We start from the raw sequence: 23,141 nt of genomic DNA on the forward strand, positions 1-23,141 counted from the left end.
TTCCTCGTGCCGTCGATGGCCATCGAACTCCTCAACTCCGGCGTGCCCGACCGCTACGACCTCTCCGGCGTCCTGCTGCTCAGCTCCTCCGCCGCGGCCCTCCCCACCCCCGTCGCCCAGGCCCTCACCGAAGCTCTGCCGAAGGCCACCGTCGTCAACGTCTACACCTCCTCGGAGGCCGCTCCCGCGCAGCTGTCCGCCGTCGTCGGCCAGGCGCCGCCCGGTGCGGTCGGCCGCCCCACCGACCCCGGTGACGTGCGGATCCTCGCCCCGGACGGGACCCCCGTACCACCCGGCGAGACGGGCGAGATCTGGCTGCGCCAACCCGGCCCCCCGCGCTCGTACGCCGGTGACCCGACCGCCGGCGCCACGGTCTTCCGCGCCGGCTGGGTACGGATGGGCGACCTGGGACGCCTCGACGAGGACGGCTATCTGCACCTGGTGGACCGCGAGAGCGACGTCATCAAGTCCGGTGCCCTCAAGGTCTCCACCCTCCGGATCGAGGACGCGCTGCACGAGCACCCGGACGTCGCGGACGCCGCGGCGCTCGGCGTGCCGCACCCGGTCATGGGGGCCGTGCCGGTCGCCGTCGTGGTCCCCATCGCCAATGGTCTGGACCTCGACGCGCTCCGGCTCTTCCTCAGCACCCGCCTCGCCCGCGCCGAACTGCCCGTACGCGTCCTGCTCGCCGAAGACCTGCCGCGCAACGCCTCCGGCAAGGTGGTCAAGCACCGGCTGCGCCCGCTGTTCACCACGGAGGAGCAAGACGCGGCACAGGACGCACGACCGACGGGCACCGACCGCGGTACCCCCGCCGCCCGGCCGCCCGGAACCCCCACCGAAGTGCGCCTCGCCGCGATCTGGCAGGAGGTGCTGGGCCGCCCGGTACGGGACGTGGCCGACGAGTTCTTCGCCCTCGGCGGCGACTCCTTCCGCGCCGTGCACCTCGCCACCGCCGTGGCCGAACGATTCGGCGTCGACGCCGGCGCCGCCCTCGCCTTCGGCCGCCCCTCGCTACGGGCCCAGGCCGCCTGGCTGGCCGAGGAGACGGCCCGGGGCCGAGAGCGGACCCCGGGCGCCCGCGATCCCGAAGACGGCTCCGAGGGCCGCGCGCCCGCCCCGGAACTCCCGCCCTACCTGCGCGCCCTACGCGCCCAGCACCACGAGGTCCCGCTCACCAGCCAGCAGGAGAACTTCCTCGACTGGATGGCCGAGGAGGACGGCCGCGACGTCGGCGCCGTCACCGCCCTCTTCCGCGTCACCAGCCCGCTGGACCGGCGCGCGCTCGGCCGCGCCCTGTCCGCGCTGGTGCGGCGCCACCCCGTCCTGCGGACCCGGTTCGTCCCCGTGCCCGGCGGCGTACGCGGCCTGGTCCGCACCGTGCTCGACGAGGAGGCCCGCGCCCGCATCACCCTGCGGGACGCCCCCGGCGCCACCGACGACGAGGTGAACGCCCAACTCATCGCCGAGCGCGACCGGCTCACCGACCTCGCGACCGACCCGACGGCCCGTCTGCTCGTTGTCTCCCGCGGCCCCGATGACCACGTCGTGCTGCTCGCCGTCCACCACATGGTCGCCGACGGCTGGTCGATCGGCGTCCTGCTGCGCGAACTCGGCCTCGCCTACGACGCACTGCGCCGGGGCCGCACCCCGCGGCTGCCCGAACCCGACCTGCCCTACCCGGAGTTGGTGCGCTGGGCCAACGGCCGGTGGGCGAGCGGGCGGCGGCACTTCGCCACCGCGCTCGCGGGCGCCCCGTCCGCGCTCGACCCCTTCCCCGGGCGGCGCGCCGTCGACCGAGTGCACACCGTCGCGCACCCCTTCACCATCGGATCCGGCCCCGCCGGACGGCTGCGGGAGCGGGCGGGCGCACTCGGCGTCACCCCGTTCATGGCCGTCGCCGCCCTGTGGAGCGGGCTGCTCGCGGCCCGCGCCGACCGCCCCGACATCGTCCTCATGACCCCGGTACCCGGCCGGACCAGGGCGGAGGCGCAGCAGGCCGTTGGCTGTCTGGTGCAGTCCCTGCTGGTCCGCGTGGACTGTTCCGGCGGCCCCGGCTTCGCCGAACTCGCCGAGCGGGTCCGCCGGGCCGCCACCGGTGCGCTCGACCACCAGATGTATCCGTACGCCGAGTTCAAACCGCACGTGGTGGCGTTCCCGGCCTGGCTGCGGTACGAGAGCTGGGCGGCCGACGCCCATCTGCCCGGTCTGCGCTGCGGGCCGTGGGAGCTGCCGCGCGGCACCACCGTGCCCTGGCCGCTGCCCGGCGGGGACCTCGGGGTGCCCGAGCTGACCGCGGTCGAGCAGCCCGACGGGTCGCTGAACTGCTGGATCCAGTACAACGCGCTCGCCTTCGACGAGCCGGCGATCACCGGGCTCGCCGAGGACTTCCGCACCGCACTGACCACGGCCGCCGGCTCCTGACATCGGCCGTGACCACCGTCCCGTACCGACCGCCCCCGTCAACCGCCCCGTACGGACAGTCCGGTACTGACCATCCGGTACTGACCATCCGGTACTGACCCGTCGCCTCGCTTCGACCGACGTCCGCTGCCGTCGACGTCCTGCTGCGGGCACCGCCCGCCCTGACGCCGTCGTGCCAGCACGGGCGCCCGTCCCGACACCGGCCACCGAGCACCGTCGCTCGCCGTCGACCGCAGCCCACACTGCCCCCCGTACCACGTACACGTCGCACTCCGCCCGCCGTCAGCGCCGACGCCGGGCGCCGTTCCCGCGCCTGCGCACCGCCCTGTCCGCCCCGTGTCGACCCACGCCGGACAGGACCGGAGCCCGACCACGCTCCCGCGCGCCCCGCTTTCTGCGTTCCGATGCCGAACCGACCGAGGAAGACCTGTGACCAGTACCCCCGCCAGCGCCGCCCAACAGGGCATCTGGACCAACGAGCGGATCGCGCCGCTCGGCTCCGTCCACCACATGCCCTTCGCCGTCCGCTTCGAAGGCCCCCTGGACCCCACCGCCCTCGCCGCCGCCTGCGCCGACGTGGTCGGGCGCCACCCCGCACTGGCCCTGACCGTCCGCGAGGAGGACGGCGTCCCGCGGCTCGCCCCCGGACCGGTGCCCGTGCTGGCCGTCCGCGACACCACGCCCGAACGGCTGCCCGGCGAACTGGCCGTCGCCATCGCGGAGCCGTTCGACCTCGCGGCGGGACCCCCCGTACGGCTCACCCTGCTGCGTACGGACCCGACCCACGCCACCCTGCTGGTCGTTGCGCACCACATCGCCTTCGACGGCACCTCCACCGACGTGTTCCTGAGCGACCTGGCGGCCTGCTACGCCCACCGCACCGGCGACGCGCCGGCGCCGGCCCCGCACGTCGTCGACGGCCCCCCGCTCACCCACGCCGCCGACATCCCCGGGCCCGACGCCCGCGCGATCGCCGAGGCGTCCGCCCACTGGGCGGGCCGGCCGCTGCCCGCTCCCACCGTGCTGCTGCCCGGCCTCGAACCGGGTCACGACGCGGCGGACGGCGTCGGGCCGGGCGCGGCCGTCGACTTCGACCTCGACCCCGCCCTGCGCGCCGACCTCGTCGACACCGCCGACAAACTCGGCGTCACCTTCTTCGAACTGCTCGTCGCCGCCGTGCACACCCTCCTGCTGCGGTACGGGAACGAGCGCCCCGCCGTCACCGTCGGCCTCGGCACCCGCACCCCCGGCGCCGCCCGGATCGGCATGCACGCCAACGAACTGCCCGTGGTCACCACCCCCCAACCGGGCACCCCCTTCGGCGAGTTCGCCCGCGCCGTCCGCGCCGAACTGCGCGGCTGCTACCCGCACCGCCGCGTCCCCGTGCCCCGCGCCGTCCGCGGCGTACGGCCCGGCCCCGCCCTCGCGCCCGTGATCCTCACCTACCGCCGCCGGATCGCCGCCGTCACCTTCCCCGGCGTACGCGCCACCATCGACTGGACGCTCTTCCCCGGCACCGCGCGCGGCGCCCTCCGGTTCCACCTCCTCGACGGCCCCGACCGGCTCCGCGTCCTGCTGATGCACCGTACGGACCTGCCGTCCCCCGTCCGGGCCGATCGCGTCGGCGCCCATCTGCGCCGGCTGCTCGGCTCCATCGCAGCCGCCCCCGGCACCGCGCTCGGTGACCTGCCGCTCCTGGACGAGAGGGAACGCGCCCCGCTGCGTGGACCCGCACCCGCCCCCGACGCCCCGGGCGCCACCCTGCCCGCGCTGCTCGCCCGCTCCTTCGCCGCGCACGCCGCACGACCCGCCGTCACCGCCGGCGAACAGACCTTGAGCTACGAGGAGTTGGACACCGCGGCCACCGGCCTCGCCCGGCGACTCACCGCCGCCGGGGTCGCTCCCGGCACCGTCGTCGCCGTCTGCGCGGAGCGCTCCGTCGAGATGGTGGCCGCCGTGCTCGCCGTCACCCTCGCCGGCGGCGCCTACCTGCCCGTCGACCCGTCCTACCCGGCGGAGCGCGTCGCCCTGGTGCTCGCCGACGCCGGCACCCCGCTCGCGCTCGCCCAACGGAGCACCGCGCACCTCGTCGAAGGCCACGGCAGCACACTCCTGCTCGACGACGTCCTCACGGCGCAACAGGCCGACGGCGCACCGCTGTCGCTCCCCACCCCCGACGACCTCGCCTACCTCATCTACACCTCCGGCTCCACCGGGCGCCCCAAGGGCGTCGAGGTTCCGCACGGCGCCCTCGCCCACCTCCTGCTCGCCTTCCGCGACGCCCTGGCCGCCGGCCCCGACGACGTCTGGCTCGCCGTCACCTCGCTCTCCTTCGACATCTCCGCCCTCGAACTGCTCCTGCCGCTGATCACCGGAGGGCGGGTGGTGATCGCGCGCGAGTCGGAGACGCGCGACGGTCGCGCACTCGCCGCCCTCGTCGAGCGGCACGCCGTCACCCACGCGCAGGCCACTCCCTCGGGCTGGCGGCTGCTGTTGGACGGCGGGCTCGCCGCCCCCGCCCTCACCGCCCTGACCGGTGGCGAGGCCCTGCCCCGCGCGCTCGCCCGCCGGCTGCGCGAACGCGTCGGACGCCTGTGGAACGTCTACGGACCCACCGAGACCACCATCTGGTCCACCGCCGCCGAAGTCCCGCCCGAGCCCGACGACGTCACGATCGGCCGCCCCATCGCCGGCACCACCGCCCTCGTCGTCGACCCGGCCGGACACCCCGTACCGCACGGCCTCACCGGAGAACTGGCCCTGGGCGGCGCCGGACTGGCCCGGGGCTACCGAGGGCTGCCCGAGCACACGGCCGAACGCTTCGTCACCGACCCGGTCACCGGCGCCCGCCACTACCGCACCGGCGACCTCGCCCGGATCCGGCCCGACGGCACGCTGGACTGCCTCGGCCGCCGTGACGACCAGATCAAGCTGCGCGGCCACCGGATCGAACTCGGCGAGATAGAGGCCCGTCTCCAAGAACACCCCGCCGTGGCCGCCGCCGCGGTCGCCGTCCGGGGCGACGACGGCGCCGCGGGCGGCCGGATGCTCGTCGCGTACCCGGTGTGGCGCCCCGATGCCCCCGTACCGGGCGGTGCCGAACTGCGCTCCTTCCTCGCCCGGACGCTTCCGGACGCGATGGTCCCCGGCGTCGTCCACCCGCTCCCGGCCCTCCCGCTCACCCCCAACGGCAAGACGGACCGCGCGGCCCTGCCCGAACCGGCCCGGGGCACACCGGACCCCGAGCCGACCGGTGACGCCCCGCAGACGGACGACGCACGGGAGGAACTGGCCGCCGAGATCGCCGCCATCTGGTGCGAGGTGCTAGGCCTGGAGTCCGTCGGCCGCCACGACGACGTCGTGGACCTCGGCGCGCACTCCCTGACCATCACCCAGGCCGCGGCCCGCATCCGGGACCGCCTGGGGGTCGACGTACCCCTGCACGTCTTCTACGAGGAGCCCACCACGGTGGCCACGGTCACCGACGCGGTCGTCGACGAACTGCTGGCGGAGGAGGCGTGATGGACCCCCTGACCTCCCCGACGCACCCGCCGACGCGCGGCCCCGCCACCGCGGCGCCCGCGTCCGCCGGCCGCCCTCATCGGCGGGCCCTCAGCGGTGATCAACGCGCCCTGCTCGCCCGGCGGCTGCGGGAGCGCGCCGCCGCCCGGCCCACCGGCATCCCGGCGCGCCCGGACGGCGAGCCCCAGCCGCTGTCGCTCGCCCAGGAACGCCTCTGGTTCGTCGAGCAGCTCACCCCCGGCACCGCCGCCTACGTCCTGCCCACCGCCGGACGGCTGCACGGCCCGCTGCGGGCCGAACCCCTCGCCGAGGCGCTGCGTCTGATCGCCGTCCGCCACGACACCCTCCGCAGCTCCTTCCCCGGCGACGAGGACGGCGTGCCCCGGGTGCGCGTCGCGCCCGCCGACGGCTTCACCGTGCCCTGGCGCACCCGCGATCTGACCGGGCTCCCGGTCGACGAGCGGGAGCCAGCCGCCCGCGCCGCCGTGGAGGCCGAGGTCGCGCGCCCCTTCGACCTCGCGGAAGGACCCCTGCTGCGGGCCCTGCTGCTGCGCCTCGCCGACGACGACCACGTCCTGGTGATCTGTCAGCACCACCTCGTCGGTGACGGCTGGTCGGCCGGGGTGCTCCTGGACGAACTCCTGACCGGATACGGGGAACTGGCCCGGGGTGCCGCCTTCGCCCCGCCCCCGCTGCCCGTCGGCTACGGCGACTTCGCCCACTGGCAGCGCGAGCGCCAGAACCTGCCGCAGGCCACCGACGACCTGCGGTACTGGTGCGGGGCCACGGCCGGGGTCCCGCCGCTGGACCTGCCCACCGACCGACCGCGCCCCGCCGTGCCCGGCCCGGGCGGGGCGACCTACGCCTTCCGGCTTGACGACGACACGTACCGGGCCGTCCGTGCGCTGTCCCGGGCCCGGGGCGCCACCCTCTTCATGACCCTGCTCGCCGCCTTCCAGGTGGTGCTCGGACGTTGGTCGGGACAGCGGGACTTCGCCGTCGGCACGCCCTTCGCGGGCCGCCCCACCGAAGCCACCGAAGGCTTGATCGGCCTGTTCAGCACGATGCTGCCGATCCGGGCCGACCTCGGCACGCCCGAGCCCGACGCGGACGGTGACGCCGACGCCGAGGCGGACGACGCCGGACCCGACTTCGCGACCGTCCTCGACCGCGTCCGCACCGCCGCCCTCGGCGCCCAGCAGCACCGCGAGACCCCGTTCGAGCGGCTGGTCGAGGCCCTGAACCTGCCGCGTGACCTCGGTCGACCGCCGCTCTTCCAGGTCTCCTTCGCGCTCCAGAACCACCGCGCCCAGACCGTGCGCCCCCACGACCTGGAGTGGCGGACCTTCCCCTTCGAGGGCAGCGGCGTCCACCTCGACCTCGGGCTGTACTGCACCGAGACCACCGGACCCGAGAACGCGACCGGCCTCGACGCCTTCGTCACCTACCGCACCGACCTCTGGGACGCCGACACCGTCGCCCGCCTCGCCGGGCACTGGCAGCGCGCCCTGGCCCGCGCCGCCGCCGATCCGCACACCCCCGTCCGAGCCCTCGACCTCCTCACCCCCGGCGAACGCGACCGGGTGCTGTACGAGTGGAACGACTCCGGCGCCGCCCACCCGACAGCCGCGACCCTCGCCGACGCCGTCGCCGCGCAGGCCGCCCGCACCCCCGACGCGCCCGCCCTGGTCCACGAGGGCCGCACCCTCACGTACGCCGAACTCGACCGCCGCGCCAACCGGCTGGCCCGGCTGCTGCGCTCCAGCGGCGCAGGGCCCGACCGGCTCGTCGGCGTCTGCCTCGACCAGGGCCTCGACCAGGCCGTCTGCCTGCTTGCCGTACTGAAGTCCGGTGCCGCGTACGTACCGCTCGACCCCGAGCAGCCCCGCGAACGCCTCGCCCACATGCTGACCGACTCAGCGCCCGTCGCCCTCGTCACCACCTCCGTACGACGGTCCCTGCTGACCGCTTCGGACGCGCCCGTCCTGCTGCTCGACGGGCTCGCGGACCGGCTCGCCGCCCTCCCCGACACCCCACCCGGCGACGGCGCGGGGCCGGACCACCTCGCGTACGTCATCTACACCTCGGGCTCCACCGGCACCCCCAAGGGCGTGGCCGTGCAACACCGCCAAGTGCTCACCTACCTCGCCGGGGTGCGCCAGCGCTTCGCCGAGGCCGGACTGCCCGACGGCGCCCGTTACGCACTGCTCCAGTCGCTCGCCTTCGACTTCGGCCTGACCACCCTCTATCTCTCGCTCACCACCGGCGGCAGCCTGCACCTGCTCCCTCCGCGCACCCCCGGCCCCGAGCTGGCCGCCCACCTCGCGCGGCACCGCATCGACTGCGTCAAGCTCACCCCCTCCCATCTGGCCGCGCTCAGCGCCGAAGTGGACGACCCGGCGGAACTGCTGCCCCGGCGGCTGCTCGTCCTCGGCGGCGAGGCGTCCGGCTGGGAGTGGGCGCGCCGGCTCGCGGCGGCGGGAGCCCGCACCGGCTGCCGGGTGATCAACCACTACGGGCCGACCGAGGCCACCGTGGGCGCCACCACCCACCTCGTGGACCCGGACCGGCCGGCCGCGGGACCCACCACGCCCATCGGGCGCCCGCTGCCGGGCGCACGGGTCTATCTGCTCGACGCCCGACGGCAACCGGTGCCCGCCGGGGTGCCGGGGGAGTTGTGGATCGGCGGCGACCGGCTGGCACGCGGCTATCTGGGCCTGCCGGAGCTGACGGCGACGCGCTTTCACACAGACCCCTTCGCCAACGACCCGCGCACGGCCGCCGAGCGAGGCGACGCCCCCCGCATGTACCGCACCGGCGACCTCGCACGCCACCGCGCCGACGGCACGATCGAATTCCTCGGCCGCGACGACCACCAGGTCAAGATCCGCGGCTACCGGGTCGAACTCGGCGAGGTGGAGGCCCATCTCGCCCGGCTCCCGGGAGTCGCCCAGGCCGTCGCCGCAGCCCGGGGCCCGGCCGGTGAACTCGTCCTCGTCGGCTATCTCGTCCCCACCGCGGGCCAGACCCCGCCGCCTGTCGCCGAAGTGCGCCGGCTGCTGGCCGAGAAGCTGCCCGACTACCTCGTGCCCTCCCGCTTCGTCGTCCTGCCCGACCTGCCCCGACAGGCACACGGCAAGGTCGACCGACGGGCCCTGCCCGAACCCGGCGCGCCCGGCCCCGCCGACGGCGCCGCCCGGACGGCACCCGCCACCGCCACGGAGAAGGCCGTCGCTGCCTGCTGGGCCACCCTCCTCGGCCTGGAACGCGTCGGTGCGCACGACGACTTCTTCGACCTCGGCGGTCACTCCCTGCTGGCCATGCGGATGGTCGCCGCGCTGCGCAAGGTGCTGGGCCCCGAAGGACGGATCACGCTCATGGACGTCTTCCGGGAGCGGACCGTCGCAGCGCTCGCCGCCCTGGCGGACCGGTCCGGTGCCGAGCGCGGACCGAGCCGCCTCCTCCACGAGCTGACTCCCCGGCAACCCGTCGACCGCATCACGCTCTCCCTGGTCTGCCTGCCCTACGGCGGCGGCAGCGCTGTCGTCTACCAGCCGCTCGCCGACGCCCTGCCGCCCGGCGTCGCCCTGCACGCCGTCGCCGTCCCCGGGCACGACCTCGGCATGTCCGAGGAGTCGCTGCCGCTGGAGGAGGTGGCCCGCCGCTGCGCCGACGAGGTGCTGAACGGGGTGAGCGGCCCGGTCGCCGTGTACGGGCACTGCGGGGTGGGCGCGGCGCTCGCCGTCGAGCTGGCCCACCGGCTGCGAGCAGCCGGCCGGGAGCCCGCCGCCGTCTACCTGGGCGGGATCTTCCCCTTCGCCCGGCCCACCGAGGGCCTGCTCGGGCTGCTCGCCCGCTTCTCCGTCCTCGACCGGCGGCGCAGCGGACGCCTCCATCTGAACTGGCTCCGCTCCATGGGGGCGGACCTGGAGGGCCTGGACCCCAAGCAGTTGGCCACGATCGTCGCGAACGTGCGCGAGGACTCGCGCGCCGCCGAGGCGTACTTCACGGAGCAACTGGCCAGCCCCGCCCCCGCGTTGGATGCGCCCGTGATCTCGGTGATCGGCTCCGCCGACCCGGGCACCGAGTTCCACCGGGAGCGGTTCCGGGAGTGGGGTTTCGTCGGCTCCACCACCGCCGTGGCCGTGCTCGACGAGGGCGGCCACTACTTCCTCAAACACCGCGCCGCGGAACTGGCCGAGATCCTCACCACGGTCCACCCGGCAGTCGTGGCGTCGCGGCACGAAGGGCCGAAGGACCCGCCCGGCCACGCAACCCTCGCCCTCACCCGGGCCCGTCGCCCCGCGCGCGCCACCTGGTGGCTGGACGGCGTCCACCACGCGCCCGCGGCGGACGAGCAGCGCCCCGCCGCGCCGGCGACGCGCCGCGACACCCGCCGCTTCGTGGCCGTCGCCGCCTCCCAGATGATCTCGCAGACGGGTTCGGCACTGACCGAGTTCGCCCTGCCGCTGTGGATCTTCCTGGCGACGGACTCGGTCGCCTGGTTCGGCCTCTTCGCCGTCCTCGGCATCGTGCCGGGGCTGCTGGCCGCCCCGGTGCTCGGGAGCCTGGTCGACCGCGTCGACCGCCGCCGGGTGATGCTGACCTCGACCCTGGTCTGCGGCGCGTCCGAGGCCGTCCTCGCGCTGCTGCACGTACTGGGGGCGCTACGGCCCTGGCACGTCGGGGTGCTGATGGCGATCCTCTCCGTCTCCCTCACCGGCCAGCGGCTCGCCTTCCAGTCGGCGATCCCGCAACTCGTGCCGAAGCGTTACCTCGGCCACGCCAACGGCGTCGTGCAGATCTCCGGAGGCATCGCCCAAGTGGTCGCCCCGCTCGCGGCGGTCGGCCTGCTCGCCGCCATCGGCCTGGGCGGCGTGCTGCTGATCGACGTGGTCAGCTACGCGGCGGCGGCGCTGGTCCTGCTGACCGTCCGCTTCCCGCGCACACTGGCCGCCCGACGGCGCGAGACCCTGAAGCAGGAGATCACGGCCGGCTTCCGGCTGGTGTGGCGCCGGCCGGGCTTCCGGGCGATGCTGCTCTTCTTCGCCGTCCTGAACCTCTTCCTGCCGGTCCTCTTCCAGCTGATCCCACCGCTCGTGCTCGGCTTCTCCGGACTGGGCACGGTGGCCACGGTCTCCCTCGCGGGCGGGATCGGCGCGCTCACCGGCGGGCTGGCGATGGGCGTGTGGGGCGGGCCGCGCCACCGCCGGATGCGCGGGATGCTGCTCGTGGTGCCGGTGCTGGCGTTCTTCTCCGTCCTGACCGGGCTGCGGCCCGAGCTGCTGGTGGTCTGCGCCGGAGTGTTCGGGACGTCGGCGTCGCTCTCGCTGCTCAACGGCATCTATCTGACGATCATTCAGGTGAAGGTGCCGCAACGGTTCCACGGCCGGGTGATGGCGCTGAACCAGCTCGTCGCGTGGTCCACCCTGCCGGTCGGCTTCCTGCTGATCGCGCCGCTCGGCAGTGGGTACCTGGAGCCGTTGATGGCCTCCGGCGGCGGCCTCGCCGACACCGTGGGCGCCGTCCTCGGCACCGGCGACGGCCGGGGCATCGGGCTGCTCTACGTCCTGCTCGGGATCGCGCTCCTGCTGTTGGCCGCGATCTCGCTGCGGGTGCGGGTGCTGGCCCGCTTCGACCAGGACGTCCCGGACGCGCAGGCCGACGACCTGGTGGGCCTGGCCGCCCTCACGTCCGATCGCCCCGCCGCGGCTGCGGCCCGCCCCGCACGGACGGGGTGAGGGGACCGGGCCGTACCTCCGTCAGCAGCCGGTCGATCCGCCGGAACCTGCGCAGCAGATGAGGAGCCCGCGCACCGGCCGCCGCGAGGAGCGTGACGGGTACGGGGCGGCCCGCCAGCACGGCCAGGGCGATGGACCAGGGCGGAAGCCCGGCCAGTGCACAGAACAGGACGGCTGCCCGGGGCGTCCACGGCAGAAGGGAGAGGACACCCAGCGCCAGGGCGCCGTGCTGCGCCACGAACCCGCCGACATCGCCCAGTTCGGCGGGTTCGACCGGCTGTCCGGCCGCCTCCAGCAGCCGGATCCCGGCGCTCTGCACGACCGTCGCCACCAGGAACGCGCTCACCACGGAAGCGGTGACGAAGGTCAGCGCGATCGTTCGCCACCGCCGCGGGTGGAGCGCCGAAGCCCCCATGAGGAGCATCTGGTTCGGCAGCACCGGCAGGACGTAGTCGCCGAGCGGGAAGACGGCGAGCGCCGGAAGGAACCACGGCCGGTCCGCGGCCCGGTCGAGCCGCTTCAGAACGCGTCCGGCGCGGGTCCCGGGGCGGCTTGTGGGCCGGTTCTCGGGCCCGCGGGGTGGGGTGGTCGGGTCGTCAGCCATGGCGCAGCGCGCGGTGGGCGAGCGAGGGGGCGATCCGCATCAGCCCCGGGAGTAGCCGGGCCCGGCCGACGTAGATCTCCGTACGGTCCCGGACGATGCCCTGAACCACCGCCCGCGCCGCGTCGGCCAAGCTGATCTTGCTCCGGCCGCGGCCCGCGGTCATGTCGGTGTCGACGAGCGGCAGCACCGCGTCCACCACCCGGACATGGGGCGCGGCGTCCTCGCACTGGTAGCGCAGGGACCGGGTGAACGTCCGGACCGCCGACTTCGCGGCGCAGTACACCGGCGCCGACGCCTTCGGCGCGAACGCCAGACCGCTGCTGACGTTCACGATCGCTGCCGAGGGGTGGCTTCGGAGGTGGGGGAGCAGACCCGTGGAGAGGGTGATGACGGCGTCCAGATTGACGGCCAACTCCCGGCGCAACACCGGTCGCAGCTCCCGCGGGTCCGCGGTCAGGAAGTCGCTGAGGTGCTGCACCCCGGCGTTGTTGACGACGACGGAGACCTCCGGGTGCCGGTCGGGGAGCGCGTCGGTGAAGGCGTCGACGGCGTCGGGGTCCGCCAGGTCCAGGGCCTCGGTCGACACCCGCTCGCCGTATTCGGCCGTGAGGTCGGCGAGCCCGCCGGCCGTACGGCCCACGGCCACCACCCGGGCGCCGAGCCCGACCAGCCGTCGGGTCAGGGCCCGGCCGACGCCGCGCGTCCCGCCCGTCACGAGGACCGTTCTGCCGGTGAGGTTCATGGAGTCCTTCTCTTCGTCGGTTCGTGGTGGATCTCCGGCCCGCCGGGGGACGGCCGTTGGAAAACCGAGCGGTACACCGCGGGCGTCATGGCGGTCCGCAGCTTGAAGTGGCGGGTGAAATGGGGCTGGTCCGCGTAGCCGCAGACGAAGCCGATGACGCTGACCGGGTGCTCGCCGGCCATCAGGAGTTCGGCGGCGGCCTTCGCCCGCACCGTGCCCAGCAGTCGGCTGAAGCCTCCCGCTCCCGCCAGCCGGCGCTGGAGGCTCCGTGCGGGCACCCCCAGCTCCGCGGCGAGACAGCCGAGGGTCCAGCGGCGCGCGGGGTCGGCGGCGAGGAGCCGTCGCGTACGCGCGACCTCGTCCCGGCCGGCTTCCTCCGTACGGACGCCGGCCGAAGGCGCCACCCGGGACCAGGTGAAACGCCACAACGCGTGGTCAACCAGGGGCGGGGGCGCGGCGTAGCCGCCGTCCGAGAACACGGTGACCGGGCTGCCGCCGCCGACGGCGACCGTGACGTCCCGCGCACCGCACAGCGGCAGCAGCGCCGTCAGCACACCGAGGACGAGGGCGTCCTCGGCGGGTTCCGGCGGCGCCGACGAAGGTCCGACGTGCTCCGCGACCAGCAGCCCCGCCCCGCGCTCTCGGACCACCACGCGGTGCCGGGAGTGGGTGAACTGCTCCAGCCGCTGCCACCGCTCGAACAGGTCGTACGGGTCGACGGCGCTCAGCAGCGCGGCGACCGCGGGATCGGACGAGGCCGCGGGCAGCATCGCGCCGACGCGCAGCAGGGGCAGCAGACCGTGCTCGCGCGCGACGTCCGCCAGGAAGGTCCGCTTCACGGCGAACGGCAGCAGGGCCCCGTCGCCCGCGGGCGCGACGGCACGGATGCCCTCCGCCGCCAGCGCGCGCTGGACGAGCTCCAGCAGCCTGGCACTCGCGTACTCCTCCATGACCGCCCCTTCCTCCCGCTCTTGCGGAACGGTAGGGCCGCACGGCCGGGGAGGTCTTGAACGATCGCGCCACTCGGTCCGCCATCGGCGGCCGTCCGGCGGCGGGTCGGGAGGCTCGGGCGGTTCGGGCGGCGCGGGACTACCGGAGCGCGTCCACCCCGCCCTCCACCCACACCCGCAGCCGGGAGGGGCGCTCCCCGTCCATGTGCACCGTGTTCGTGGCCACGACGGTGCGGCGCGCCGCCGCCTCCGACTCGCCGGTGTTGGAGTTGACGTCGAAGCGCGGGAAGTTGCTGGAGGACACGTCGAGCCGGATGCGGTGCCCGGCGGCGAACAGGTTGGCCGTGTCGGGCGCGGTGACCTCGATCTCGTACACCTCGCCCGGGACGAGCGGCTCGGGCTTCTCGAAGGAGTCGCGGAAGCGGCAGCGCAGGATCCCGTCGGTGAGGTTGACGGCGAAGCCGTGCGGATAGTCCGCGTTGGGCGGGTGGACGTCGATCAGCTTGATGGTGAAGTCGGTGTCCAGCGCCGTACTGGAGACGTACAGCCGCGCCGACACCGGACCGGCCAGCACCACGTCCCGCCGCAGCGGGGGAGTGCTCAGGCTGATCACGTCCGGGCGGGCGTCCAGCGGCAGGAACGGCTCCCGCGCCCCGTGCACCCGGGCGTCCGGGGCGTTCTGGTCGTACGCCCCGCCCGCCATCACCGGCTCGCCCGAAGTGACCTGGCCGCCCAGGGTGGGCACGGGGTCGCGGGGGTCGAAGTCGTACGTCACCGACCGCGCGTCCGCGGCGGGCGGATCGGTACGGAGCACTCCGTCGGCGGTCAGGTGCAGGGCGACGGGCTCCGTCGCCGTCGGCGGCCACTGGTCGTCCGTGCGCCACTCGCCGCCGTGCCTCATCCGCCCGGCGGCGTCCCGTCGCCCGTCGCCGCCGCCCATCAGGAAGTACTGGACGGCCGGGAGCTCCCCCTCGTCCGCACTTGCGGAGCCGTCGACGGCAACCCGCCCCAGCGCCCGGTCGAACCAGCGCCGGCGGAACTCCAGGTACGAGGGTGCGAGGTTGCCGTCCAGCGTCGCCCGCGGGCCGAAGTCCACGTCCCCGGCATGCGTCTCGCAGCGGTGCCCGTGCGTCCACGGGCCCATTACCAGGTACGAGGGCGCCGACTTCAGCTCGCGCAGCGCCGTGAAGTTCTCGATGGTGGAGCGGACATAAGGGTCGTACCAGCTCCCCAGGTGCAGACTGGGCGCGTCCGGGAACCGCTCGTAGTGGCCCCGCCCGTACAGCGCCGGATTGCGGTAGTACTCCCCGAAGGCGTCCTGCCGCCACTGCTCCAGCAGGAAGTCCTCGTACACGGGCAGGTGCCGAAGCGGACTGCACCCGGGCCGCCACGGCATCGCGCCGAACCACCCCGCCACGTCCACCCGCGCGAGCGCCTGCGACAGCACCGGATCGGCCGCCGCCTCCGGGCTCCGCGCCGCATGCCGCACCGCCCACGTCACCTGCTTCAGCTCGAAGGCGCCGCCCATCCGCATGCCGGCGTCGTACGCCGAGGAGAAGCCGCCCGAGTCCTGGAACATCGCGGCCAGCCCCGGTGCCCCCTCTGCGGCGGCGGCCGACTGGCAGTGCGCCGAGTACGACACCCCCGTCATCACCACCCTGCCGTCGCACCACGGCTGCGCCACGAGCCACGCGATGGTGTCCGCACCGTCCGGCCCCTCGCCCAGGTACTTCACGAACGACCCCTCGGAGTCGCCGCGGCCCCGGCAGTCCTGCCGTACGACGTGATAGCCGGCGGCCGTGAAGTGCCGGGCGATCTCCTCGGGCGGGGGCACCGGAGCGCCCGCCCGGTCCTGGTCGGACGCGCGCGGCGCCCGCCGCCCGTAGGGGGTGCGCTCCAGGAGCACGGGCAGCGGAGTCGTCTCCGGCTCGGCCGCGGCCGAGTACAGATCGGCGGCGAGGCGCACGCCGTCCCGCACGGGGACGCGCAGGGCACGGCGCCACAGGGCACCGCCCGCGAGGGGTTCGGGACGGCCGGCGGCGGAGGTGTCGTACGAGGTCACCCCCGTGACGCTAGGCAGTGGCCCAGGTCATGGCGATCACTTGACCTCATCAGGTCAACTGTTCCGTCGGACGGTGACGGGACAGGACGCGGGACCTACTGTGCACCGCAACCCGGCAACGCCCCGCCTGCCGGCACGGCGGATCGTGCGTGCACCGGGTCCCTTCCCGACCGCTCGCGGCGTGGCCGCGCCCTGTCCCCGTACCGCCTCCCGAGGAGCACCGCCATGAGCACACCCGTCCAGCCCGCCCCCGAAGCGCCCCCCGGCGGGTCCGGAGAGGAGGGCCGCGGCTCCCGCTTCCTGGACGTGATCGAACGCGCGGGCAACGCACTGCCCCACCCGTTCTGGCTGTTCTGGATACTCGCCGGCGTCGTCGCCGTCGCGAGCTGGGCCCTGAACGCGTCCGGGCTGGAGGTCGAGGACCCCTCGTCCGGGGACCTCGTCGGGGTGCGCAGCGCCCTGTCGAGCGACGCCGTACGGGACCTGATCACCGGCGCCGAGGAGTCCTTCGTCACCTTCGGCCCGCTCGGCACCGTGCTGATGGTGATGCTCGGCGTCGCGGTCGCCGAGCGCTCCGGACTCTTCGAGGCGCTGGCCCGCCGCATGCTGTCGGGGCTCTCCCCGCGCACCGTCGTCCTGGGCGTGGCCCTGGGCGGCGTGCTCGGCAAGTTCCTCTCCGACTCGGCGTACGTGGTGCTCATCCCGCTCGGCGCGGTCGCCTTCCGCGCCGTGGGCCGCTCCCCGATGCTCGGCATGATCGTCGCGTTCGTCTCCATCAACGCGGCGGGCGACGCCAACCCGCTGATCGCGCCCGGCGACGCGCTGTTCGCCTCCGTGGCCACCGAAGCAGCGCAGCTGATCGACAAGGAGGCGGTGGTACGTCCCACGGACAACATGTACTTCACGACCGTCTCCGCGTTCGTGCTGGCCGCCACCATCGCCCTGGTCGTGGACAAGGTCCTCGCCAAGCGCGAGCACCACCTGACCCCCGACGCCGACCTGGAGGCCGCCGCGGCGCGTCAGGTCGTGGCCGCCGAGGTGGACGACGCCACCGAACTGCGCGCCCTGAAGCTGACCGGAGCGGCCGTCCTCGGCTACGCCGCGCTGATCGTGCTCGCGATGCTGCCCACCGGGTCGCCGCTGCGCGGCGAGGGCGGTGCGATCGTGGAGTCCACCTTCATGAACTCGATCGCCGTCTTCCTCACCGTCTTCTTCCTGTTCATCGGTGCCGTGTACGGGTGGCTCACCGGCCAGATCAAGGGCAGCCGGGCGATCCCGCAGTTCATGGCGGAGGGCGTGCGTTCCATCGCCCCGCTGCTGGTGCTCTTCTTCGCCGTCTCCCAGTTCCTGGCCCTGTTCAAGTGGACCGGCATCGCCACCGTCGTTGCGGTGGAGGGCGCCGACTTCCTCAAGGGCCTCGGCGCACCCACGCTGCTGCTGTTCACCCTGCTGATCGTCGCGATCGCGCTGATGAACCTGGTGATCACCTCCGGCTCCGCGCTGTGGAGCCTGGTCGCCCCGGCCCTGGTGCCGATGCTGATGCTGCTCGGCACCAACCCGGCCACCACCATGGCGCTCTACCGCATCGCCGACTCCTGCACGAACTCGATCACCCCCATGAGCACGTCGTTCATGCTCTGCGTCGGCTACCTCCAGACGCTGCGCCGCAAGGCCGGCATCGGCACCCTGGTCTCCTTCACCCTGCCCGTCGCCATGGTCATGCTGGTGGTGTGGACCGCGCTCTTCTTCGTCTGGTACGCGCTCGGCATCCCGCTCGGCCCGGGCGCGCCCGTGCGATGAGGCCCGCCGTACCCTGACGGCGTGAGCATCGTCCTCGACCTGGGAGGGCTCGGCCCCGCGGACCTCGTGGTCGGCCCCTCCGCCCTGGCAGAACTGATGGCGAGCCTGCACGTGCTCGCCGAACCCGAGCACCACCCGGAGGCCGCGGGTTGGACGGCCCGTGCCGTCGCGGACCCCGGCCTCCGCGACGAACTGCTCGTCTTCGCCCCGCTGTGGGCCCGCTTCCGCTGCCGGCTGTTCTTCCCGCGCGCGCTGCCGCTCGCCGAGAGCCTGGACGAGGAGCTGACGGCGCTGGCCCGGCTGGCGGCCGAGGACTTCCTGGAGCTGGTGGCCCCGGGAGTCCTCGGCACCACCGCGCAACCCGTGCCGCCCGCCCGTGAACTCCTCCCCGGCACCCCTGCCGCGGAGGAGTACGCACGTCGCTGCCAGCGCCGCTCCTACGCCCGCGGTGAGCTGGCCAGGCAACTGGTGGCCGCGCCGCTGGAGCTACGGGACCGGCTGCTGGCGGCCCTGCGCGCCGCCGACACCGCGTTCTTCGCGGAGGACTGGCGCACGCTCCGGCCGGTCCTGGAGGACCACGCCCGGGAGGTCCGGCGCCGACTGGCCCTGCGGGCGCCCGTGGACGTGCTCACCGATCTGCTGCCGACGGCGGTCCGGGTCGGCCCGGGCGCACGGGTACGCCTGGACAAGCTGCAGAACCACGAAGTCCGGGTCGCCCCCCGACCGCTCGTCCTCGTCCCGTCGGCCCGGGTGTGGCCGCATCTGACGGTGAAGAACGAGCACACTTCGTGCGTCGTGGTCCACTACGCCGCACGTGGCACCACCTCCGACGAGCAACTCACCGTGCGCGATCTGCACCAGCGCCTGATGGCGCTGACCTCGCCCGCCCGGATGGAGCTCTGCCGTCATTTGCTGGGCGAGCCCATCACCACCTCGGAACTGGCCACCCGCCTCGGCTCCACGGAACCACAGGTCTCACGCAGCCTCCGCATCCTGCGCGACGCGGGCCTGGTCCGCTCCACCCGCGACGGCAAACTGGTGCGCCACCGGTTGGCCACGGACGTGATCCGACGCCTGGGGCACGACGTGCTCGCGACGGTGGGGCGGTGAGGGCGGTGCCGGACTCCGCCCACTCCGGGTAGCCCCCGGTGCTCAACCGAGTCCGGCCAACAGCCGCTCGGTGAGCAGGTGCAGCCGGCGGGCGTCCTCGACGGCGAACTCCGGGCCCGAGGTGTCGAGGGGGCGGCCCCGTGTGAAGGCGCTGAGGCCCGCAGCAGGCGGGGCGTCCAGGACGTCGAGGATCGGGGTCACCGCGTCCTCGACGGAGGCGGCGGTCCTTCGGACGGCGTCGAGACGGGCCAGGGCGTCCGGCGTGTACTCGCCCGAGAAGGCCGTACGGACCGGGCCCGGGTTGAACAGGACGTACCGCACCGACGTGTTCGGGCGGAGTTCGGCGTAGGCGACGCCGAGCAGGTCGTTGAGCCGTCCGCCCTGCATGAGCGCCCGGTGGCCGTCGTACTCCCCGGTGAGCTGGAGGTCGTCCCAGTGGATCTCACCCCCGCCTCCGGGTCCCGCGACGTTGAGGACGACCGGCGCGTCGGCGGACTCCAGCGCACCGGCCAGCCCGTGGCCCAGCAGGAAGCGGCTCAGGTAGAAGTGCGCGAGGGTGTTCTCGAAGCCCTCGGCCGTCTCCAGGCGGGTGGTGCGGAAGTGCCGGGCGCACAGCACCAGCGCGTCGACCTTCGCGAAGGACGAGCGGACGGCGTCGATCAGCGTTCGGGTCTCGGACAGCAGGCTCAGGTCGGTGCGGATGAAGTGCGCTCGCGCGGTCGCGCCGCGTCGTCGCGCGGCGGCCAGCCAAGCCGCGCCCTTCTCGGCGTTCCGTCCGATGACCACCACCTGGTGGCCACGGTCCAAGTAGGCGTGGGCGACGGCCCTGCCGATGCCGTCCGTGCCTCCGGTGACGACGTAGGTCCTCACAGGAACCGCGCCGCGATCTGCTCGGGGGTGAGGTGCACGGTGACCAGCTCCGGGAGGGACGCGGCGGTCTCCGGGCGGTGCTCGGCGTAGGTCATGCCGGTGTACTTGAGGGCCAGTTCGTCCAGCCGCTCGCGGCTGCCCGCGCTCTCGAAGCGGGCGGTGCCGCTGAGCGCGGCGTACCCGTACGGCTCGTCCGGCGGGTTGACCATGACGCTGAGCCGGGGATCGCGTCGCAGGTTGCGCACCTTGAGCATGTCGACGCCCGTCACGAAGAAGACGCCGTGGCCGTCCCGCCCCAGCCAGACGACCGACTGGTGCGGACTCCCGTCGGGCCGCAGGGTCGCCACCGTGACGAAGATCCTGGAATCGAGTGCTGCCTTGAGTTTCACCGACAGACGGACCGGGCTCACGCGGACTCCCGAGCAAGTGCTGACGCGACGGCAGGCGTACGCGTCGAACGGATGAAGTGTCACAACTATGTGGCACTTCAATGGGGAAGTGCAATGTGGTTGTTGAGTTTGTTGGCGTATCGGCGCCCCTCCTGCGTATGCTCCCGGTCACGATGAGAGCTGACGCGGCACGCAACCTGGACGCCGTCCTGCAGACCGGCGCACGCCTGCTGGCGGACGACCCCGGTACGAGCATCGCGGCGATCGCCGCGGCGGCCGGGGTCGACCGGCGTACCGTCTACCGTCGCTTCGCCACCCGCGAGGCACTCCTCGCCGCCGTCCGCGCGGCGAAGCTCGACGCCTGCGAGCAGGTCGTCGCGGAAGCGCGGCTGACCGAAGCGCCCGTACTGGTGGCCCTGCACCGCTACGCGGAGGGCGTCATCGCCGTCAGCAGGCGATGGCCGGTGGACGTGCGGCAGGTGCAGGGCGAGGCGGGGATTGCCCGTCTCGACCGGCTGATCGGGGAGCTCGACGCCTTCATGGCCCGCGCGGTGCGCGAAGGCGTCATCAGCCCCCGGCTGCCGGACCGCTGGGCCCGTACCCTGCTCGTTCACCTGACCAACATGGCCGCGCACGAGATGCCGGAGCTGACCTGCGCTCAGGGGGCCGACATGGTCGTCCAGTCGCTGACGGCGGGGCTTCGGCCGGCCTGACGCGCAGGGTGCTCTGCCTCGAAAACCTCTCGGCATCCGCGCCCGGGTGTGCGAGGGTGACCGCTGATCCATGGGCCCGTCGAGCCCGGAGCGCGGCTGCACCCGTACCGGCCCTGCGACTTGGGGCCGTCCAGCCGCCGCGTTCACGTGATGAACCCGGGGCCGGACCGTGTGTGCCCCGCGTCGGGCTCGTCGGGCCGCGCCGCGAAGTCGAGCGATCGGGAGGGACTTGAGATGCGTCACCGTTTCCTGGGGTCAACCGGGCTGGTGGTCAGTGAACTCTGCCTGGGGGCCATGACGTTCGGGAGGGAGAGCGCCGAGTCGGAGTCGCACGCCATCTTGGACCGGTTCGTCGAGGCGGGCGGGAACTTCGTCGACACCGCCGACATCTACTCGGCGGGCGCCTCCGAGGAGATACTCGGCAGGTGGCTGAAGCAGCGCCGTCGCGAGGACGTGGTGGTCGCCACCAAGGTCCGGTACGGCACCGGCGACAGCCCCAACGACCGGGGGCTGGGGCGCAACCACCTGATCGCCGGGGTGGAGGCCAGCTTGCGCCGGCTCGGCACCGACCACATCGACCTGTACCAGCTGCACGCCTGGGACCCCGCGACTCCGCTGGAGGAGACCCTCGCCACCCTGGACACCCTGGTGAAGTCCGGCAAGGTCCGCTACCTGGGGGCCAGCAACTTCACCGGCTGGCAGCTCCAGAAGGCCCTGGACCTCAGCCGTCTGCACGGCTGGGAGCGGTTCGCCACCCTCCAGCCGCTGTACAACCTGTTGGACCGCTCCACCGAGTGGGAGCTGATCGAGGTGGCCCGGCACGAAGGTCTCGGCGTCATTCCGTGGAGCCCGCTGCGGGGCGGCTGGCTCAGCGGCTCGATCCGGCGCGGCGCCACGGCGCCGCCGGCCGGCAGCCGGGTGGAGACGGCGGAGCGGCTCGGCTGGGGCGAGTCCTGGAGCGCGTACCAGGACGAGCGCACCTGGCGCGTCCTGGACGCCCTGTTCGAGGTGTCCGGGCGCAGCGGGCTGACTCCGGCGCAGGTCGCCGTCGCCTGGCTCGGCGGGCGTCCCACCGTCACAGCTCCGATCGTCGGCGCCCGCACGCTCGACCAACTCGACAACGTCCTCGGCGCGGCGGGCGTCGACCTCGACCCGGCCGACGCGGCGCTGCTGACCGAGGCCGGCGACCAGCCGCTGCCGTACCCGTACAGCGTGATCGCCACGGATCCGGCCCAGCGCTGACCCCGGTCACGCGGCGCAGCAGAGCGCCGCGGGGCCGGCCGGGGTCGAGGCGTGGGGCACGGCCGCAGGCACGGTGCGGGCGGTGCGGGCCTCGTGGTTCCCGCAGTCCTCGGCCGCGGGCGCCGCGGGCAGCGAACGGTTCTGCGCGAAGACGACGAGGCGCAGCACCGCGAACCGCCCGACCCCGGCGAGCGCGGAGGCGGACAGATAGACGACCTGCTCCAGCAGTGCGCCAGGGGTGGACACCAACTGCTGGAGGAGGAACATCGCCAGGCACGTCACGGCGTAGGCAGCTGCCGCGGACCCGGCCGACTGCCCGTGCTGACGCCACGTCGCCCGCCCGCCGGCGCCGAAGGTGAAGCGGGCGTGCAGTTCGGTGGCGAGGAGCGTGGAAGCCACGGTCACCAGGGCGTTGCCCAGGGCCCAGGGCATCCAGGAGGCGAGGGCCGTCACCGCGAAGCTGGAGGCGAGCCCCACTCCGCCGCCGCAGAGCACGAAGCGGGCGAAGGCCGCCACGGCGCCCGGCGCCGGCTGCTGCTGGCGCTGCGCTGTCTCCATGACCCCACCCCTTCGATCGGCTCCCTGCGGACTCGCGCACCCCTCGGCCTGTGAGGAATGAGGGGTGCGCTACCCGGTGATGCCATGATGGCACATTGATGGCACCACTGTGCAAGGCAATTTGGCGCCATCTTTGGTGAAGGTGGCGCTGCGGTCGTGGAAGTGACGGAGGGTCAACCTCGGTCCACCATCCGGGCCGTGGTTGACGGAAGCCACGTTGTACGGCTCAATTAACCGCATGAACGCCGAGCAGCACTTGGTCACCCGTGACCACATCGACTTCGGTCGCGTGTGGTCCGCAGCGTGTTGCGCCTGATGCGGCAGCGGGCCGTCTGACCGGCCCCTCTTCTTCGTGACCCACTCGCGGGTCGAGCTCCCGTCGCCTTCCCCTCGCGGTTGCGCCGTGCCCCGCCC

At 74.1% G+C, this 23,141-nt stretch carries 14 protein-coding genes; 7 read left to right on the forward strand and 7 right to left on the reverse strand.

Annotated elements, in window-relative coordinates; translation table 11 throughout:
* The 3 genes from ABZ842_RS36510 to ABZ842_RS36520 form a co-directional block, all read left to right on the forward strand.
* A partial coding sequence (locus ABZ842_RS36510) for a condensation domain-containing protein (protein ID WP_361547324.1) occupies positions 1-2,424 on the forward strand: 2,424 nt, incomplete at its 5' end.
* Positions 2,425-2,853: 429 nt separating this feature from the next.
* Positions 2,854-5,946: an amino acid adenylation domain-containing protein gene (locus tag ABZ842_RS36515; RefSeq protein WP_361547327.1), complete on the forward strand. Its 3,093-nt coding sequence runs from the start codon at positions 2,854-2,856 to the stop codon at positions 5,944-5,946.
* Positions 5,946-11,687, forward strand: a complete 5,742-nt coding sequence (locus ABZ842_RS36520; protein WP_361547330.1) for an amino acid adenylation domain-containing protein — start codon at positions 5,946-5,948, stop codon at positions 11,685-11,687. Before ABZ842_RS36515 ends, ABZ842_RS36520 begins: the two co-directional genes overlap by 1 nt.
* Here the strand turns inward: ABZ842_RS36520 and ABZ842_RS36525 are convergent.
* The 4 genes from ABZ842_RS36525 to ABZ842_RS36540 all read right to left on the reverse strand — a co-directional run bounded on the left by ABZ842_RS36525 (position 11,635) and on the right by ABZ842_RS36540 (position 16,045).
* Positions 11,635-12,291 (reverse strand): hypothetical protein, encoded by a 657-nt coding sequence (locus ABZ842_RS36525; protein WP_361547333.1) that lies wholly within the window; start codon positions 12,289-12,291, stop codon positions 11,635-11,637. The genes ABZ842_RS36520 and ABZ842_RS36525 overlap by 53 nt on opposite strands.
* On the reverse strand, positions 12,284-13,033 hold the full coding sequence (locus ABZ842_RS36530) for an SDR family NAD(P)-dependent oxidoreductase (protein WP_361547336.1): 750 nt from the start codon (positions 13,031-13,033) through the stop codon (positions 12,284-12,286). The genes ABZ842_RS36525 and ABZ842_RS36530 overlap by 8 nt, the downstream gene beginning before the upstream one ends.
* The gene (locus ABZ842_RS36535) at positions 13,030-13,983 is read right to left on the reverse strand and encodes an AraC family transcriptional regulator (protein ID WP_361547339.1); all 954 of its coding nucleotides are present in this window, start codon (positions 13,981-13,983) and stop codon (positions 13,030-13,032) included. The genes ABZ842_RS36530 and ABZ842_RS36535 overlap by 4 nt, the downstream gene beginning before the upstream one ends.
* Positions 13,984-14,122: 139 nt before the next feature.
* Entirely contained in the window at positions 14,123-16,045 is a 1,923-nt protein-coding gene (locus ABZ842_RS36540; protein WP_361547342.1) for a CocE/NonD family hydrolase, read from the reverse strand.
* A gap of 225 nt (positions 16,046-16,270) precedes the next feature.
* On the opposite strand from ABZ842_RS36540, the gene ABZ842_RS36545 reads away from it, so the two are divergent.
* Positions 16,271-17,845: an AbgT family transporter gene (locus tag ABZ842_RS36545; protein ID WP_361547345.1), complete on the forward strand. Its 1,575-nt coding sequence runs from the start codon at positions 16,271-16,273 to the stop codon at positions 17,843-17,845.
* A gap of 21 nt (positions 17,846-17,866) precedes the next feature.
* Positions 17,867-18,955, forward strand: coding sequence for a DUF5937 family protein (locus ABZ842_RS36550; protein ID WP_361547348.1), 1,089 nt, complete (start codon positions 17,867-17,869; stop codon positions 18,953-18,955).
* 42 nt (positions 18,956-18,997) lie between these two features.
* Here the strand turns inward: ABZ842_RS36550 and ABZ842_RS36555 are convergent, their stop codons facing one another.
* Entirely contained in the window at positions 18,998-19,825 is an 828-nt protein-coding gene (locus tag ABZ842_RS36555) for an SDR family NAD(P)-dependent oxidoreductase (protein ID WP_361547351.1), read from the reverse strand.
* The gene (locus ABZ842_RS36560) at positions 19,822-20,235 is read right to left on the reverse strand and encodes a PPOX class F420-dependent oxidoreductase (RefSeq protein ID WP_361547354.1); all 414 of its coding nucleotides are present in this window, start codon (positions 20,233-20,235) and stop codon (positions 19,822-19,824) included. Before ABZ842_RS36560 ends, ABZ842_RS36555 begins: the two co-directional genes overlap by 4 nt.
* A gap of 152 nt (positions 20,236-20,387) precedes the next feature.
* Between ABZ842_RS36560 and ABZ842_RS36565 the strand changes: the two genes are divergently transcribed.
* Together ABZ842_RS36565 and ABZ842_RS36570 are read left to right on the forward strand one after the other, a co-directional pair.
* Entirely contained in the window at positions 20,388-20,927 is a 540-nt protein-coding gene (locus tag ABZ842_RS36565; protein WP_361547357.1) for a TetR family transcriptional regulator, read from the forward strand.
* A gap of 234 nt (positions 20,928-21,161) precedes the next feature.
* Positions 21,162-22,169: an aldo/keto reductase gene (locus ABZ842_RS36570; RefSeq protein ID WP_361547360.1), complete on the forward strand. Its 1,008-nt coding sequence runs from the start codon at positions 21,162-21,164 to the stop codon at positions 22,167-22,169.
* Between the two features lie 6 nt (positions 22,170-22,175).
* Here the strand turns inward: ABZ842_RS36570 and ABZ842_RS36575 are convergent, their stop codons facing one another.
* Positions 22,176-22,727 (reverse strand): hypothetical protein, encoded by a 552-nt coding sequence (locus ABZ842_RS36575; protein ID WP_361547363.1) that lies wholly within the window; start codon positions 22,725-22,727, stop codon positions 22,176-22,178.
* Positions 22,728-23,141 lie beyond the last annotated feature (414 nt).

The organism is Streptomyces sp. NPDC047315 (assembly GCF_040643215.1).
GTDB lineage: Bacteria > Actinomycetota > Actinomycetes > Streptomycetales > Streptomycetaceae > Streptomyces.

Coding starts and splice junctions, on each gene's coding strand:
- ABZ842_RS36520 (WP_361547330.1), top strand. CDS start 5,946: ATGGACCCCCTGACCTCCCCGACGCACCCGCCGACGCGCGGCCCCGCC.
- ABZ842_RS36525 (WP_361547333.1), bottom strand. CDS start 12,291: ATGGCTGACGACCCGACCACCCCACCCCGCGGGCCCGAGAACCGGCCC.
- ABZ842_RS36530 (WP_361547336.1), bottom strand. CDS start 13,033: ATGAACCTCACCGGCAGAACGGTCCTCGTGACGGGCGGGACGCGCGGC.
- ABZ842_RS36535 (WP_361547339.1), bottom strand. CDS start 13,983: ATGGAGGAGTACGCGAGTGCCAGGCTGCTGGAGCTCGTCCAGCGCGCG.
- ABZ842_RS36545 (WP_361547345.1), top strand. CDS start 16,271: ATGAGCACACCCGTCCAGCCCGCCCCCGAAGCGCCCCCCGGCGGGTCC.
- ABZ842_RS36565 (WP_361547357.1), top strand. CDS start 20,388: ATGAGAGCTGACGCGGCACGCAACCTGGACGCCGTCCTGCAGACCGGC.
- ABZ842_RS36570 (WP_361547360.1), top strand. CDS start 21,162: ATGCGTCACCGTTTCCTGGGGTCAACCGGGCTGGTGGTCAGTGAACTC.
- ABZ842_RS36575 (WP_361547363.1), bottom strand. CDS start 22,727: ATGGAGACAGCGCAGCGCCAGCAGCAGCCGGCGCCGGGCGCCGTGGCG.